Genomic DNA, 15783 nt, shown 5'->3' on the forward strand with positions numbered 1-15783 from the left:
GACCGGCTCGGTCAGTGTGCGGCCAGTTCCGTCAGCGGATCCAGCCGTACGGGGTTCCAGCCCAGCCGCCGGCGCGCGCGGGCGCCCGTGAGCCGCTGGTCCAGCGCGAAGGCCTCGGCGACCGGTCCCATCTCCTCCGTCGCCTCGTCCATCGTCAGATGCCGGATCGCGCCCGGCCGCCCCATGGCCCGGCTGAGCGCCTCGGAGACCTGGAGCGCGGTGGGGTTCCGGTCGCCGACGCCCGCGTAGACGGATCCGGCGGGGGCCGCCAGCGCCAGCACGTACAGCTCGGCGAGGTCCTCGACATGGACCAGCGACCAGTGGTTGGACCCGTCCCCCACGCACGGGACAGCGCCCGCCGCCCGCCCGGGAGCCGCGTAGAACGTCTCGATCAGCCCGGCCGAGCGGCCGTACACCAGGCCGGGCATCACCACCACGGGCCGCTCGCCCGTGGCCGCCCGCGCGAGGACGCGCTTCTCGTTCTCCACGCGCCATGCCGTCAGCCTCGGCGGTTTCAACGGCGCGTCCTCGTCGACGATCCCGGCGGTGTCGCCGTAGACCCACACCCCACCGGTGTGCACGTACGGGCGGGCTCCCGCGCCGTCCTGCATCGCCTCGGCGGCGGCGCGGTCGACCTCGGCGGCGTCCGTACCGGCGTACTGGCCCAGGTGCAGAACACCGTCCGCGGCGCGCGCCGCCTCGCGGAGCACGGACACGTCGGTGAGCTCGCCACGGACCGGGCTCGCGCCCAGACCGGTCACGACCCGCTCGGAGGCATCGCTCCGTACCAGCGCCGCGACCTCGATTCCCCGCCGGACCAGCGCCTCGGTGGTGGCCTGCCCGATGTAGCCGGACCCTCCCGTCACGAAGACCTTCATGATCGCTCCCTTCCGGAGTGACGAACCCCGAGTGACGAACTTCCTCGGTGGTGAACTCGGCACTACCGACTCTGCTCGCGGAGGGGGCCGACGGTCCAAGACCTGGTCCGGCGTCTGTCATGCCCGGCGGGTATCAGTCCAGGTCAGAGGGTTGGCGGCGGGATCGGCCGACCGGGTGATCGCTCGGGGGCCGGACGCCTGGCGCCGGTCAGCCGCTCGCCGACCGGGCCTCGACGATCCGGTCCAAGGCCGCACCGGGGGCCGCTTCAGGCGATCACCAGCGGTCACCAGCGGTCACCAGCGCACCGGGAGCGTACGCAGTCCGCGCAGCAGGCTCGGGCGCCACTCGGGGGCGGCGGTCGCGTCGTCGAGGGCGAGGTCCGGGAAGCGGTCCAGCAGCGCGGGCAGCGCGACGGAGGCTTCGAGGCGGGCGAGCGGGGCGCCGAGGCAGTGGTGGATGCCGTGGCTGAAGGCGAGCTGAGCGCGGTTCACCGCGGGGTCACGGCGGATGTCGAAGCGCTCGGGGTCCGCGAAGCGCGCCGGATCGCGGTTGGCGGCGGCGAGGGAGAGCACGACGCGCTCGCCCCGCGGGATCGGCGTACCGGCCAGCGTCACGGGCTCGGCGGTGTAGCGGTACGCGGCGATCTGCGCCGACGGCTCGTACCGCAGCGTCTCCTCGATCGCGCCCTCCAGCAGCCCGGGATCGGCGCGCAGGGCGGCGAGTTGGTCCGGGTGGCGCAGCAGCAGATGGACGGCGCTGGAGAGGAGATTGACGGTCGTCTCGTGCCCGGCGACGAGCAGCAGGAACGCCATGCCGAGGAGTTCGTCGGGCGCGAGACGGTCGCCGTCGTCGCCGTCGGAGTCGTGCGTACGGACGAGGGCGTGCAGCAGGTCGGCGTCCTCTCCGGGGGCGAGGTGGCGCTTCTCCTCGATGAGCCCGGTGAGATATTCGGTCATCGCGGTCGCGCCGGCCATCGCGGCCTCCGCGTCGGTGACGGCGACGATCGCGCTCGACCAGCGGTGGAACGCTTCGCGGTCGGCGGCCGGGACGCCGAGGAGTTCACAGATGACGGTGATCGGCAGCGGAAAGGCGTACGCGTCGACGAGATCGGCGCCACCGGCCGGGGCCATGGCGTCGAGGAGTTCGGCGGAGATGCGCCGAATGCGCGGCTCCAGCTCCGCGATACGGCGAGCGGTGAACTGCCGTGAGACGAGCGCGCGGAGCCGGGTGTGATCGGGCGGGTCGACCTGGAGCATGTTGCGCCCGATCGCGTAACCGCCGTCGCTGTCGAACTCGGCGGAGTGCCGTATGTCGTTACGCAGCCGCGTGTCCCCGAGCGCGGCGCGGACGGCGTCGTACCCGAGGACCAGCCAGACCGCCTCGCCCGCGGGCATCCGTATACGGCGGACGGGGCCTTCGGCGCGGAGCGACTGATAGGCGGGATAGGGGTCGGCGAAGAAGTCGGGGGCGGCGGAGGTGAGTTCGGTGAGGTGGTCTGCGCGCATGGTGGCTCCCTGGATAATCGGGGACAGCTCCCCGTTTCCTCTCGCGCCGAGCCTACCAACAACCGGGGACAGAACCGGGGACACCTCCACGCTTCAGCCCGGGAGCTACTCCCACTCCACGGTGAGCGTCGCCCCCGCGCCCGACCTGAGGAAGACGTACGCCGTGGCGGCGGGCGCCGAGGCGAGGCGGAGGCGGGTCTGTGTGATGCCGGTCGGGTTGACCGTCGTGAAGGCGGTGGACGACTTCGTTCCCGAGGTGAAGGCGCCGATCTCCGCCGCCCCCGTCGCCGAGGCCGGGGCCGACCAGTCGTCGGCGGCCGTCGCGCAGGTCGCGCCGAAGCAGCCGGTTCTGATGTCCAGGAGCAGCCGGTTGCCCGCCGCCCAGGGGTCACCGGCGCCGCTCGCGCGCGTCACCGTCACGAACGCCCGCGTCACGCGCGCGTCGTCCGGGACGGACGAGGTGTCGAACGAGAACAGGGCCCGGTTGTGCAGCCCGTCCGTGCCCCGGCCGACGGCGACCCCGAGGCTTCCTTCGAGCGTGCCCACGGCCGGGCCGTCTCCGGTCGCGGACGCCTTCACGTAGCCGTCGTCCGCGGCCAGGCTCGGCAGTACGGCGCTCCCGGCGCCGGGCTCGGGCCCCGGACCGGGGGATCCGGCGCCGTCCAGGTGCCAGAACAGGCCGATCCGGTACGAGGCGCACAGCCCGACGTCGAGGATGTACGCGCCCGCCGTGCCGCACTGCTCAGGGCCGGTGCCCGGGTCGACCGGCTGGCCGTGTCCCATGCCGGTCAGCGAGTACGTCTCTACCACGTCCCGTCCGGCGCCGTCGCGGTACACAGCGTGTGGATAACCGGCCACGGTGTCGGTGGCGTCGGGCGTCGCGTCCGTACCGTGGACGGCGGTCCACTGCTCCACCGTCTCCGTCAGATTGGCCGGGACGACCGTCGTGTCCGTCGTCCCCTGCCAGACCGAGACCGTGGGCCAGGGTCCGCCGTAACCGGGGTACGCGGCACGGACCTTGTCGGCCCAGGCCGACGGCGACAGGTTCGTCCCCGGGTTCATGCAGGTGTACGCGGCGAGCACGCTGGTCGCGCACGCGTACGGCAGCCCGGCCACCGGTGCTCCGGCGGCGAAGACGTCCGGGTAGGCGGCGAGCACGACGTTGGTCATCGCGGCCCCCGCGGACAGCCCCGTCGCGTAGACCCGGGCGGGGTCGCTGCCCAGGTCGCTCTTCATCCGGTCGGTCATCTGCTTGACCGACAGCGCCTCGCCCGCGCCGCGCGCGATGTCACCGGATTCGAACCAGTTGAAGCAGGAGTTGAGGTTGTTGCCGGACTGCTGCTGGGGCAGCAGCAGGGCGAAGCCCCACTGGTCCGCCCACTTCGTCCAGCCGGTCTCCGAGTCGTACGCCGCCGCCGACTGCGTGCAGCCGTGCATCGCCACCACGAGGGGCCGGCCTGCGGGCAGGCCGTCCGGGACGTAGCGGAACATCCGCAGATTGCCGGGGTTCGTACCGAAGCCGCTCACTTCGGTGAGCGTCGCGGCCCGCGCCTCGGGGACGAACCCGGGGCCGCCCGCGCCGAGCAGGGCGACCAGCAGCGCCAACAGCATCCCCGCCGTGGTGAGTCGTCGTGCCGTGCTTCGTTTCGCCGTACCTCGTAGGGCGGTTCGCTTCGTCCAGGTGCTCTCCCGCATGGCGGCTCCTTCGCGGCGGTCCCTCGTGTCCGTCACCCTTGACGGGCTACGGACACTAGGGGCGCGCTCGGGCCGCGCAGCACGGCCCGGACCGCCATCAATCCCGCGGAGACGTGGGCTCCGGCCACATGGACAACGCCTGAGCGGAATCCTCCGGGCCCGCCGCCCGCCCCGCCCCCAGCTCCGGCCGCTCCCGGATCCCGAATTCCCGGCGCAGCGCCGAAAGAGCCGCGAGATAGCCGGACATGCCATGGACACTGGGCCCCGGCGGTGTCGACGCCGAGCAGAGATAGACCCCTGGCAGCGGCGTCCGGTAGGGGTCGAGCCGCGGGGTGGGGCGCAGCAGCGACTGCTTGAGGGTCATCGCCCCGCCGCCGATGTCCCCGCCCACGTAATTCGGGTTGTACGCCTCGTACGCGGCGGCCGGGATCCCGCGCTGGGCGACGATGGTGTCGGTGAACCCCGGCGCGTACTGCTCGATGCGCGCGCGCACCATCTCCAGCGGATCGGTGTCGTCGCCGTTCGGTACGTGCGCGTACGCCCACACCGGCCGCTTGCCGGGCCTGGCGCGCCCCGGGTCGGTGGCCGCGGGGTCGACCAGCAGGACGAAGGGCTCGGACGTGGCGACGCCCCTGGCCGTCAGGGTCTCCTGGCGGAACATCTCCGCCTGGGTGCCCGCGAGGTGGACCGTACCGGCCTTGCCGACCTCCGGGTTGGCCCATGGGATCGGTTCCGACACCAGGAAGTCGGCCTTCGCCGCCCCCGGCCCGTACCGGAACGCGTCGAGCCGCCGCCGGTAGCGCGCGGGCAGCCGGTCACCGGCGATCGCGGTGAAGCCCTTGGGGCTGGTGTCCAGGAACACCGCCTTCACATCGCCGAGTTCGCGCAGATCGCCGATGGGGCGGCCGGTGTGGAACGTACCGCCGTGCGCGGTGATGTCGGCGGCCAGCGCGTCCGCGATACGGGCGCTCCCGCCGCGCGGCAGCGGCCAGCCGGTGCCGTGGGCGAGATGGCCGAGCAGCAGGGCGACCCCGGCCGAGGCGAGGGTGGGCATTCTGCCGATGGAGTGCGCGGCGACGCCGGCGAGCAGGGACTTCGCCCGCTCACCGGCGAACCGCCCGGCGGCGAGCGGGGTCCCGTGCGCCAGCGCCCTGGTGGGCAGGAGCAGCGGGGCCGGCAGATCGCGCGGCAGCCCGCGCCCGCCGGAGAGGATCAGATCGACGATGCCCTCGCTGTGGTTCAGCAGCGGCGCCATGAGCCGGCGCCAGCGCCGTCCGTCGGGGCCGAGGTGCTCGCAGGTGGCGTCGAGGTCGCGGTAGGCGAGCCCGGCGTCGCCGCCGTCGAGGGGGTGCGCGTAGCTGATCTCGGGGTGGAGCAGTTCGACCCCGCGCGCACCGAGGTCGAACTCGCGGAAGAAGCGCGAGGCCGCGGCCATCGGATGCACGGCGGAGCAGATGTCGTGGACGACGTCGTCATCGAAGAGGGGTTCGGTGCGCAGCCCTCCGCCGATGGTGTCCCTGGCCTCGTAGAGCTCGACGGTGAGGCCGGCCCTGGCGAGCGTGACGGCGGCGGCCAGGCCGTTGGGCCCGGTCCCGACGACGACGGCGTCCGCTGTCATGCCACACCCTCCCGAAGTACCCGCGCACCCGACGCACCCCATGCGCCCAGCACACCCGACATTGTCACGCCGCGACCTCCTGATGCCTGGAGAGCCGCTGATACAGGTCGTCCGTCGTGGTCAGTTCCGTATGCGTGCCGGTCGCCCGGACACCGCCCCGGTCCAGCACGATGATCTGGTCCGCCTGCGTGATGGTCGAGATCCGGTGGGCGATCGCGATCACCGCGCAGGTCCCGGAGATGGCGGTGATGGTGTCCCGCAGCGCGTCCTCCGCCTCGCTGTCCAGATTGGCGGTCGCCTCGTCCAGCAGCACGATGTGCGGCCGTTGCAGCAGCGTGCGCGCGATGGCCAGGCGCTGCTTCTGCCCGCCGGACAATCCCGCGCCGCGCTCGCCGAGTTCGGTCTCCAGTCCCTCGGGCAGGGCCCTGATCACCTCGCCCAGATGGGCCATGCGCAGCGCGTCCGCGATGTCCTTCTCGCTCGCGTCGGGCGCGGCGTAGGTGAGGTTCTCGCGGATGGTGCCCCGCATCAGGCTGTGGTCCTGCTCGACATAGCCGATCTGGCCGCGTATCTGCTCCAGCGGCATGGTCGCCGTATCCGTCCCGCCCAGCAGGACGGTGCCGGAGTCGGGCCCGTAGAAGCGTTCGATGAGCTGGAAGACGGTGGTCTTGCCCGCTCCCGAGGGGCCGACGATCGCGGTGAGGCCCTTGTCGGGGACGGTGAAGGACACCGTGTCGAGGACGGGCTCCTCGCTGCCGGGGTACGAGAACGAGACGCGGTCGAAGGCGATCGCGTGGCCCCGGGTGGCGACGGGAGCGGCGTCCGGGTCGAGTTCCTCCTGCTCGATGCCGGCCAGCTCGCCGATCCGGTCGAGGGCCGCGCGGCCCTGCTGGAACTGGGCGATCGACATGAACAGCATCACCAGCGGCGACACCAGATAGAAGAGGTACATCATGAACGAGGTCAGGTCCGCGGGCGGCATCGCGCCGGTCGCCACCCGGGCCATCCCCCACGCGATGACGACCGTCAGGGCGACCTGCGTACCGACGTTCATCGCGGGCGTGAGCATCGCGGACAGCGCCGAGACCCGGACCCCGGAGCGGCGCGCCTTCCGCGCGAAGCCGGTGATGCGCTCTGTCTCGCGGTCCTCGGCACGCGACGCCTTGACGGTGCTCATCGCGCCGAGCACCCGCATCAGCGCGGAGCCGAAGTCGCTGGTGTGCTCGCGGTTGATGACCGCCACCTTCCGCACCCGGCGGGCCAGCAGCAGCGACACGACGCTGGCGAGCCCCAGGCACAGCAGGGTCACGGCGAGGAGCAGCGGATCGATCCACGCCATCAGCGCGATTCCGCCGATGACCATGAATCCGCTGGTGACGATCTGCGCGAGGGCCTGCGCCATGCAGATACGCGCGAGCGAGGTGTCGGTGACCATACGGGTGAAGACGTCGCCCTGTTCCCAGCGCGCGAACGCGGCGGTACGGGAGCGCAGCAGCCGCGCGGTCAGCACATGGCGGATGTCGAAGACGATGTTCTCACCGGCCCGGCCGATCGCGTAGGCGTGGGCGGCGGCGAGCGCCGCGTCCGTCACGAACAGCGCCGCCGCGAGCAGGATCGGTACGAACAGTGAGCGGTCACCGGCGACGGCCTTGATCATCTCGCCGATGGCCAGCGGCTGCGCCAGCGTGGCCGCGGATCCCAGGATTCCCAGGATTGTGCCGGCCAGCAGGAGCACGCGGTGCCCGCGGGCTATCGACCAGACGTTCACGCCGCGGCCTTGGTGTAGACCGAGACGAACATCGGCGACTGCTCGCTGTAGGGCGACTCGTCCCAGCCCGCGAACCGCTGCTCGGGCTCCAGTCCGGCGTCGCGCGCGTACGCGTCGACCTCGTCCGGGGTGGTGAGGCGGGACGCCTCGGAGCCGACGCGGGTGGTCCCGTCCGACTCGTACCAGATGTGGGAGCAGAGCCAGATGGAGCCCTCGGGCAGCAGGGTGGAGTGGGTCTGGAGTCCGGTGCCCGGTTCCGGATATGGCGTGAAATAGGTGTCGCGGCTGCGGCCTTCGTGGAGCGCGAGGATGGCGGGCTTGTTGTGTGTCTCGATGACGAGCCGGCCGCCGGGCCGCAGCAGGTCCGCCGCACGCCGCATGGCCAGCTGCTGGTCCTCGGGGGTGAGCAGCATGGAGAGCGTTCCGCAGACGCAGTACACGAGACCGTACCGCTCCTCGGAGGTGTACGTACGGATGTCGCCGTGGACCGGCTCGACCTCGGCGGCGCCGGGCTCGGCGCGCAGCGTGGCCAGCATCTCCTCGGAGGAGTCCACCCCGGTCACCCGGCCGACATGCCCGGACAGCGGTACGGCGATACGGCCGGTGCCGACGCCGAACTCCAGGGTGCCGGCGGAGTGATCGGGGTGGAGGTCGGCGATCTTCTTGGCGACCCCGGCCGCCGCTCCGTCCTTCGGGAACAGCCGGTCGTACCAACCGTCGAACTGGCGGCCGTAACCTATGTCGGCTATCGCGTTCACTGGTGACTCCTCTTCCTGTTCCTGTGCAGTTCCAGGCCGGCGGCGAGGACGAGAGCCGTGCCGATCCCGGCGGCGAACGGATAGTTGATGACATCGCCGATCGCCAGGAACACCAGCACGGCGATGGCGGCGAGGGCGCAGAGAATGACCGGGGTCTTGTTCATCAGGGACTCCTCAGGGACTCCTCGGGTACCGCTGGTGCCGCCCCTCGTGGGGGAAGGGGCGGCAGTCGATGGCGACCAGGCCCTGTCCGGCCGGACAGGACCTACCTCTTCAGAACGCCGATCGCGATGGCCGCGGCGATCGCGGCACCGATCGCGAGAATGACGTACGCACCAACACTCATGCCTTGACCGCTTTCTTGACGTCTGATTTCACTGGCGTGTCCGTGTGGGGGTCCAACGGGGTGTACGGCGACACGAACACGACCTCGGGGTCGTGACCGTCGTCGTACCCGGTGGCACGGGCCAGCGCGAACTGGAATCCCGTGATCCGCCGGGCGTCCTCCTGCTCCTGGATCGTGGCCCGCAGATACTCGGTGAGCGTCCGGTAGGCGGAGGTCCGCACGATGACGGGGAACCCCTTGTCGATCACATGGAGGATCTCACTGCAGATGTCGAAGATCGCCTTTTCCGGCCGCCGCGTGGGGAACCAGACGATCTGCCGCATCTTGCGTCCGGCGATGACGTCGACGCCCTTCCAGGCGGAGGTCTCCCCGTCCGTGCCGCGGGTGCGGTAGAGGAAGTGGTAGTCGTGCATGGCGGGAGTCGGCGCGAAGAACCGCCAGTTGGGCAGCAGCGAGAAGGTGTCCTTCAGCTGGAGCCGGTTGAACAGCTGGTTCGGGTGCTGGGTCGCGATCGTGCTGACCAGCATCACGGCCCCGGCGATGCGCCAGCCGGAGCCGGGGCCGGTGAACAGGTTCTTGCCGATCTCCCGCGGTGATGTGCTCACTTGGCCGCCCCCTCGTGCTCGTCCGTGGTCGCGTCGGTCCGCAGTCCGGCGTCGCAGAACGCGACGATGCGCTCGGTCACCTGGTGCGCGAAGCGGCTCTGCGTCAGGACCGTGTCGTGGTCGGCGCCCTCGATCACCACGACCTCCGTCCGCCGGCCGTCGCCGCGGTGCGCCTCGGCCAGCTCGTTGTGCATCAGCAGCTGGTCGGGGTCCCGGTCGACGGTCTGCTGCGCGGAGACCACGAGCGCGTGGGTGTCCAGCGGCTCCAGCTCGCCCGCGAAGGCGCGGAAGTCCGCCTCCACCGCCGCCCATTCGCGGCGCCCGGCGTTCCACATCCGTACGTCCGTGTACTGCGCGAACGCCTTCTTGCGGTACGCCTCGGGCAGCGCGTCCACCCAGATGGGACGGGACATCAGGATGCCGGTGCCGGCGCGCAGGAACCACACCATCTGGGTGAGGGACTCGCTCAGCCGCTTGGCGGTGTCGCTCTGCTGCTTGGAGCGGTTCAGCTCGTCGGGGTGGGAGGAGTCGAGATAGACGACGCCGTGCACCCGGTCCCCGAGCTGGAGCGCGGCGCGGCGGGCGAGTTCACCGCCGAGCGAGTGTCCGACGAGTATGACCCGGCGCTTCGGCGAGACGGTCCCCACGAGGTCGACCAGGTCGTCGACGGACTCGGCGAGGGTGTAGGCCGCGCCGGACTCGCGGCGGCTGCCGGCGTATCCGGCGCGGGCGTACGTGACGACGCCGTAGCCGGTCTCCTTGGCCAGTTTCTCCGTCACCCAGGAGAAGTGCTCGGAGGTGGCGACCATCCCGGCGGCGAACACCATCACCGGCTTGTCGGCGTCTCCCTGCGACATGACCTCGTACTGGAGCTCGTTGCCGTTGCGGGTGGTCAGGATCCGGGTGGTGTGCCAGCCCTCCAGCGTACGGAGACGACGCTGTACGGCGACCACACCGGCCACCGCGGCGGCGCCGGCCAGCAGGCTCGCGGCCGTCAGCGGTGCGCGGTTGTCCCGGCCCGCGACGGCGGGGTGGCCCCGGTGGGTCGCGGTGTACGCCACCATCGGGTGCATGGCCACGAAGGAGGACACGAACCGTCCCAGGCCCATGAGGAACCCGTTGGTGACATGGAAGGCGGCGGCGCTGGTGATCACCGGGCGGGCCAGCCGGCCGCCGGCGAGATAGACGAGGGGGAAGAGGCACTCCAGCGCGAGCACGCTGTGGGTGAGATAGCGCGAGAGCCGCGGATTGTCCTGGGTCCACCGGAACATCGGCTCGTGGCCGTAGGTCCTGGTCCGCATGATCCCGCCGAGCGCGGAGGCGTCCCGCCAGGGCTCGCCGAGCAGCTTCACCCAGCCGGACACCGCGTACGACAGGCTGGACTGGAGCGCGACGTACCAGATCAGGGCGTCCTTGGCCTCCGGCGACCTCACCAGCCGGGCGGCGCCGGTGGCGGTCTGCACGAGGATGGCCACCTGGTCGGACCCGTCGGTGCCGTAGCGGTGGCGCGGGTAGAGCAGCGCGGAGGTCGTGCCGAGGAAGAGACTTCCGGCGCCGCGCCAGCGCGAGGAGCCGGGAAGCAGCATGCCCGCGCTGACGGCGGCGCGGGCGACATGGAGGGCGGTCGTCGTCCGGCGTCCGCTGACGGCGTGCAGCGCCTTCCGTACGAGGGGCGTCGAGGCGGCCTGGACATCCTTGACGATGTCCCAGTCGTTGAGGCCACCCTTGCGCAATTCCTTGCGCTGGGAGAGATATTCGATCGACGAGGTCAGCGTGGTGACCGCGGCCAGCCGTTCCGACACGCCCACCGCCCCGTCCCGGGACACCGGCACAGGACCGAAGACTGCCGAAGCGATCCTTCGTGCGAATCTCACAGGGTTCCTTTCAAAACCGCCCTGGGGGACGGCTCCCGTAGAGTGGATAGGGTTCTGCCGGGCCAGAACGCATCTCTGGCCCGGCAGAATTGCATTCAGATGCTGCCTGCGACTAGAGCTGCGTGGCCGGGGCCGAACCGCCGCCGCGACCGAGCTCGAAGGCGCCGATGACGGCGGAAGAGACCGCCACGCCGCCCAGGAACGCACCCGGGGTGGCCAGCACCGGGGTGGCGTCGGGGAATACCTTTCCCTCCGCCGGAATGTCCATCTCGTTCACTGCCTCGATGATGTTGTTCATGCTTTTCCTCCTACCAACAGTTCGATTTGGTGAATGACAATGAGCGTTTCCGCGCAGGTGGTGTGAAACCACCGACGGGGATGTCCAGCCGACAGCGATGTTTAGCCGACGGCCTTGCCGAGGGCGTACGCGCCACCGACGAGGGTCGCGCCACCGACGAACGCGCCGACGACCTTGGCGCCACCGATGGCGGCGAGGGCGGCGGCCGGGGTCGCCAGAACCGGGCTCTGCTCCGAGTTGGACTCGCCCTGGTCGATGGCGCCGAGGTCCAGCTTCTCGTTGAAGTACGAGACGATCTCCACCATGAGATGCTCCGCTTTCTGCTATGTGTTGGATGCACGCGTTACACGCGCTGGATGCACGTGCGAGATGCACGCACCGAAATCCAGCCATGAATAAGACCGATAACGGTCATTTGGTGGCCCTCAGTGCGTTATACGCGGGTAAACCTCCGCGACTGAAGCGGCGATCCCCCTGCCGTGCGGTTGGATGAAAGCACCCGCGCCAACAAGGCCAGTATGACGTAGGTCACAGTGATATTCGGAATGGGATCGTCCGTCTACTGACATGTGTCACAAGGCGATATGACGTCCGTCATCAGAGGCCATGACAGTTCTCATCGAGATGGACGTCATTCATCGGCGACGATTTCGCCCATGGATGCCAATGGAGCAGAAAATGTGATCGAGGTCACAGACCTTTGGCGGCGATACGGGCCCGATGACAAGCGGGGCTTCGCCGCCGTTCGGGGCGTCACCTTCTCTGTCCCGCAGGGCGAAATATTCGCTCTGCTCGGGACAAATGGCGCAGGAAAGACCTCTACGGTCGAACTCCTCGAAGGGCTCGCCCGCCCCACCGGTGGCAGCATTCGCCTTTTCGGCGCGCACGACCCCTTTACCGACCGGAAGCACACCCGGCCGCGGACAGGCGTCATGCTCCAGCACGGCGGTTTCGCCACCGACCTCACGGTCGACGAGACGGTCCGCATGTGGGCATCCGTGACCACCGACCCGCGCCCCGTCGCGGAGGCCACCGAGATGGTGGGGCTCGGACACCGCGGCGACGTCACCGTCAAGAGCCTGTCGGGCGGCGAGAAGAGGCGTCTCGACCTCGCCATGGCCACGCTCGGCCGGCCCGATCTCCTCTTCCTGGACGAGCCGACGACCGGAATGGACCCCGAGGGCCGCCACGACACCTGGCGGATCATCGAGCGGCTCAACGACGACGGCGCCACCATCGTCCTGACCACGCATTACCTGGAAGAGGCCGAGGGGCTCGCCGACCATCTGGCCATCATGCACCAGGGCGAGATCGCGGCATCCGGAACGGTGCCCGAGATCGTCGCCGCCCACCCCTCCACGCTCGGCTTCCGCCTCCCGCCGGGCCTCGGCACCGACGATCTGCCCTCGGCGGGCGACCTGCGGGCCACCGTCACCGCCGGCAAGGACGGCCTGATGGAGCTGTCCACCGACGACCTCCAGCACACCACGACCGAAGTCCTGTTCTGGGCCCGCCACAAGGGCATCGACCTGAAGGAACTCGACGCCAGCTCCGCCTCCTTGGAGGAGGCGTTCCTGCGCGTCGCCCGGACCGCCACGAGGGGCACCGAATGAGTACCGCCGTCGCACACCTCACCGCGCTCAGCCGGGTCGAGCTGAGCCTCTTCGCCCGGAGCAAGACCAACCTGTTCAACGTGCTGGTCATCCCCGTACTGATCACCATGGGCACGACCACCTTCATGGACCAGTACGACCTGGCGGGCGCGGGCCTCGCCATGGGCCAGGTGATGATCTCCACCTCCGCCGGCATCGTCCTGGTGATGGCCCTGTACGCGCCCCTGACCGGCGTCTACGTACTGCGCCGCGAGGATCATCTCCTCAAGCGGCTGCGCACCGGCGAGGTCAACGACACCGTCATCCTGGCCAGTCCGGCCGTTCCCATGGTCGTCGTGGCCGTCCTCCAGTTCGCCCTGATCGCCGCGGCCGTCACGGTCATCGCCGGTCTCGGCGCGCCCGCCGCCCCGCATCTGGCGCTCCTCGGCATCCTGCTCGGCGCCCTCCTGACCACCGCCGTGGCCGCGCTCACCACCGCCGTGGCGCGCACCGCGGAGAGCGCGCAGGGAGTCAGCACGATGGGCTTCCTCTTCCTCCTGCTGACCTCAGGCACCCTTATCCCCATGGGTGTTCTGCCGGACATCTTCGGAGACGTCCTCGGATACTTCCCGCTCACCCCCGCAATCAGCCTGGTCCAGTCAGGCTGGACCGGAGAGGATGCGGGCCTGGGCTCCACACTGATCAGGGTCGCGACGATCGTCGCCTGGACCGCCCTGGCGACCTGGGGCGTACGGCGCTGGTTCCGGTGGGAGCCCAGAGACTGACCGCATGACCAACGGGGAAGAGGAAGCGAAATGGGGACCTCGCTGCACCAGACCAACGTGCACAAGGCCACGGTCTACACACGTTGGATGCTCTGTTCCATGCCCTGGCTCCTGCTCGCTTCCCTCCTCTGGCCATTACTGGCCCAACTACAGCGTGGCGGCGCGCCGACCTCGGCCGTGAGCCTGGCGGCCGCGCTCACCACCGTCCAGGGGATCGGCGCGACCACGGCCGTGGCCTACGGCATCGGACGGCAGGTCCTCCCGGTACCGCTGCTGCTCGGGATCGGGGCGCTCACCGCGCTCCAACTCGCGCTGATGCCCTACCTGTACGACGCGGAGTGGCTGACCGGTACGCAGTCGATCGCCACGTTGTCGGTCGTCCTGGCGCTGCCGCTCGCCTTCGCCCTGTCGCCCACGGCCAATCTGCGCCTCTACGCGAGCGCCGCGCTCGCCGAGACCGCCGCCGCCGCGACCGTGAGCCTCTATCTCGACCCGCGGATGACCCTGCCCGTCCTGACCGTCACCGCGACGGGATGGGCGGTCATCGGCCTTCTCATGCACTCCTCCGTCTGGTTCCTGGCCGTCATGTGGCAGCTGGACGCGGCCCGGGAATCGCAGGCCCGGCTGGTCGTGGCCGAGGAACGGCTCCGGTTCGCCCGCGATCTCCACGATGTGATCGGGCGGAACCTGTCCGTCATCGCGCTCAAGGGCGAACTGGCCGCCCGGCTCACCCAGCACCCCAAGGCGCAGGCGGAGATGGTCGAAGTGCAGCGCCTCGCGCGCGAACTGCACAAGGAGATCAGGGACGTCGTACGGAACTACCGCACCACCGACCTGGAGGCCGAACTCGACGGCGCCCGCGCGGTTCTGGAAGCGGCCGGCACGACCTGCGTCATCCATCACGCCCCGCCGGCGGGCGGCTTCGGCGAGAAGACCCAGATCGCGCTGGGATGGGCCGTGCGGGAAGCCGTCACCAACGTACTGCGGCACGCCCACTCCACCCACTGCACCATCACCGTGGACCGCCGCAACGGAGGGGAAACCCAGCTCCAGGTGACCAACGACGGTGCCACGCCCGGCAGCGGTCCCGGCCAGGGGACCGGTCTGGACGGGCTGACGCAGCGGCTCGCGCCCCTCGGCGGCGAGCTCTGCCACGGCTACGGGCCGAAGAACACCTATCGCCTCACTGTGCGCATACCGAACGGGGAATCGTAATGATCCGGGTCCTCCTCGCCGATGACGAACACCTCATACGCGGCGCGCTGGCCGCGCTGCTGACCTTCGAGCGCGACCTGGAGGTCGTCGCCGAAGCCTCGACCGGCCCCGAGGCCGTGGCCATGGCCCGCCACCACAAACCCGATGTCGCCGTCCTCGACCTCCAGATGCCCGGCAAGGACGGCATCACCGTCGCGGAGGATCTCAACCGCAGCCTGCCCGGCTGTCAGACGCTGATCGTCACCAGCCACGGTCTGCCCGGCCATCTCAAGCGCGCGCTGGCCTCCGGGGTCCAGGGCTTCGTCTCCAAGACCGTGTCCGCGCAGGAACTCGCCTCGATCATCCGCAGCGTCCACGGCGGCAGCCGCTATATCGACTCCACCCTGGCCGCGGACGCCATCAGCGCCGGTGACTCGCCCCTGACCTCGCGGGAGGCCGATCTGCTCACGCTGGCCGCCGACGGGGCGCCGATCGAGGACATAGCGGAACGGGCGGCGCTGGCGCAGGGGACCGTACGCAACTACCTGTCGGCGGTGACCACCAAGCTGGGGGTGGAGAACCGGCACGCGGCGGCGTATCTGGCGCAGCGGCGGGGCTGGATCTGAGGGAACTCGATACGGGCCGTACTGGTACGGGCCCGTAATCACAGGCTCACCCGCCTCCGTACGTCGGTTCCGGCGGGCGTACGGGGGCGGTCGTAGGTACGGGGGCGGTCGTACGTACGGGGCTCGTACGTACGGGGCTCGCGCGTGCGGGGCTCGCGCGTGCGGGGCTCGCGCGTGCGGGGCTCGCGCGTGCGGGGGCGGTCGCGCGCCGTTCGGGCACACGACCGCTGGGGAGTACCG

General features: G+C 70.5%; 15 protein-coding genes. 4 read left to right on the forward strand and 11 right to left on the reverse strand.

Translation table 11 applies throughout. The annotated features are described in order from the left end of the window. Positions 1 to 11: 11 nt before the first annotated feature. The 11 genes from IF11_RS0108200 to IF11_RS0108255 form a co-directional block, all read right to left on the reverse strand. Positions 12 to 878: an NAD-dependent epimerase/dehydratase family protein gene (locus IF11_RS0108200; protein WP_030350799.1), complete on the reverse strand. Its 867-nt coding sequence runs from the start codon at positions 876 to 878 to the stop codon at positions 12 to 14. Positions 879 to 1172: 294 nt separating this feature from the next. Next, positions 1173 to 2384: a cytochrome P450 family protein gene (locus IF11_RS0108205; RefSeq protein ID WP_030350800.1), complete on the reverse strand. Its 1212-nt coding sequence runs from the start codon at positions 2382 to 2384 to the stop codon at positions 1173 to 1175. Between the two features lie 105 nt (positions 2385 to 2489). Then, positions 2490 to 4079: an extracellular catalytic domain type 1 short-chain-length polyhydroxyalkanoate depolymerase gene (locus tag IF11_RS0108210; protein ID WP_240627940.1), complete on the reverse strand. Its 1590-nt coding sequence runs from the start codon at positions 4077 to 4079 to the stop codon at positions 2490 to 2492. Between the two features lie 97 nt (positions 4080 to 4176). Next, a complete protein-coding gene (locus IF11_RS0108215) occupies positions 4177 to 5697 on the reverse strand; it encodes a phytoene desaturase family protein (RefSeq protein WP_078490553.1) in 1521 nt (506 codons plus the stop codon). Positions 5698 to 5761: 64 nt separating this feature from the next. After that, positions 5762 to 7465 carry an ABC transporter ATP-binding protein gene (locus IF11_RS0108220; protein WP_030350803.1) on the reverse strand — a complete coding sequence of 568 codons (1704 nt, stop codon included), beginning with the start codon at positions 7463 to 7465 and terminating at the stop codon, positions 5762 to 5764. Further along, positions 7462 to 8223, reverse strand: a complete 762-nt coding sequence (locus IF11_RS0108225; protein ID WP_037727332.1) for a class I SAM-dependent DNA methyltransferase — start codon at positions 8221 to 8223, stop codon at positions 7462 to 7464. The genes IF11_RS0108220 and IF11_RS0108225 overlap by 4 nt, the downstream gene beginning before the upstream one ends. Next, on the reverse strand, positions 8220 to 8387 hold the full coding sequence (locus tag IF11_RS40775) for a hypothetical protein (protein WP_157848419.1): 168 nt from the start codon (positions 8385 to 8387) through the stop codon (positions 8220 to 8222). Before IF11_RS40775 ends, IF11_RS0108225 begins: the two co-directional genes overlap by 4 nt. 178 nt (positions 8388 to 8565) lie before the next feature. Beyond that, entirely contained in the window at positions 8566 to 9174 is a 609-nt protein-coding gene (locus tag IF11_RS0108240; RefSeq protein ID WP_030350805.1) for a hypothetical protein, read from the reverse strand. Continuing rightward, positions 9171 to 10976 (reverse strand): alpha/beta fold hydrolase, encoded by a 1806-nt coding sequence (locus IF11_RS0108245; RefSeq protein WP_240627938.1) that lies wholly within the window; start codon positions 10974 to 10976, stop codon positions 9171 to 9173. Before IF11_RS0108245 ends, IF11_RS0108240 begins: the two co-directional genes overlap by 4 nt. Before the next feature lie 184 nt (positions 10977 to 11160). Further along, complete coding sequence (locus IF11_RS0108250; RefSeq protein ID WP_030350807.1) at positions 11161 to 11346, reverse strand: hypothetical protein; 186 nt, start codon at positions 11344 to 11346, stop codon at positions 11161 to 11163. A 101-nt stretch (positions 11347 to 11447) separates the two neighbouring features. Beyond that, positions 11448 to 11651, reverse strand: a complete 204-nt coding sequence (locus IF11_RS0108255) for a hypothetical protein (protein WP_030350808.1) — start codon at positions 11649 to 11651, stop codon at positions 11448 to 11450. Positions 11652 to 12002: 351 nt separating this feature from the next. Here IF11_RS0108255 and IF11_RS0108260 point away from each other — a divergent pair, with 351 nt between their 5' ends. Genes IF11_RS0108260 through IF11_RS0108275 form a run of 4 tightly spaced genes read left to right on the forward strand, consistent with a single transcriptional unit; the run spans position 12003 to position 15543 of the window. Further along, complete coding sequence (locus IF11_RS0108260) at positions 12003 to 12959, forward strand: ABC transporter ATP-binding protein (protein WP_030350809.1); 957 nt, start codon at positions 12003 to 12005, stop codon at positions 12957 to 12959. After that, positions 12956 to 13723 (forward strand): ABC transporter permease, encoded by a 768-nt coding sequence (locus IF11_RS0108265; RefSeq protein WP_030350810.1) that lies wholly within the window; start codon positions 12956 to 12958, stop codon positions 13721 to 13723. The genes IF11_RS0108260 and IF11_RS0108265 overlap by 4 nt, the downstream gene beginning before the upstream one ends. Before the next feature lie 30 nt (positions 13724 to 13753). Further along, positions 13754 to 14938 carry a sensor histidine kinase gene (locus IF11_RS0108270; protein ID WP_051745693.1) on the forward strand — a complete coding sequence of 395 codons (1185 nt, stop codon included), beginning with the start codon at positions 13754 to 13756 and terminating at the stop codon, positions 14936 to 14938. Next, positions 14938 to 15543, forward strand: coding sequence for a response regulator transcription factor (locus IF11_RS0108275; RefSeq protein WP_030350812.1), 606 nt, complete (start codon positions 14938 to 14940; stop codon positions 15541 to 15543). Before IF11_RS0108270 ends, IF11_RS0108275 begins: the two co-directional genes overlap by 1 nt. The last annotated feature ends 240 nt before the right edge of the window (positions 15544 to 15783 follow it).

This window comes from Streptomyces scopuliridis RB72, from assembly GCF_000718095.1.
GTDB lineage: Bacteria > Actinomycetota > Actinomycetes > Streptomycetales > Streptomycetaceae > Streptomyces > Streptomyces scopuliridis.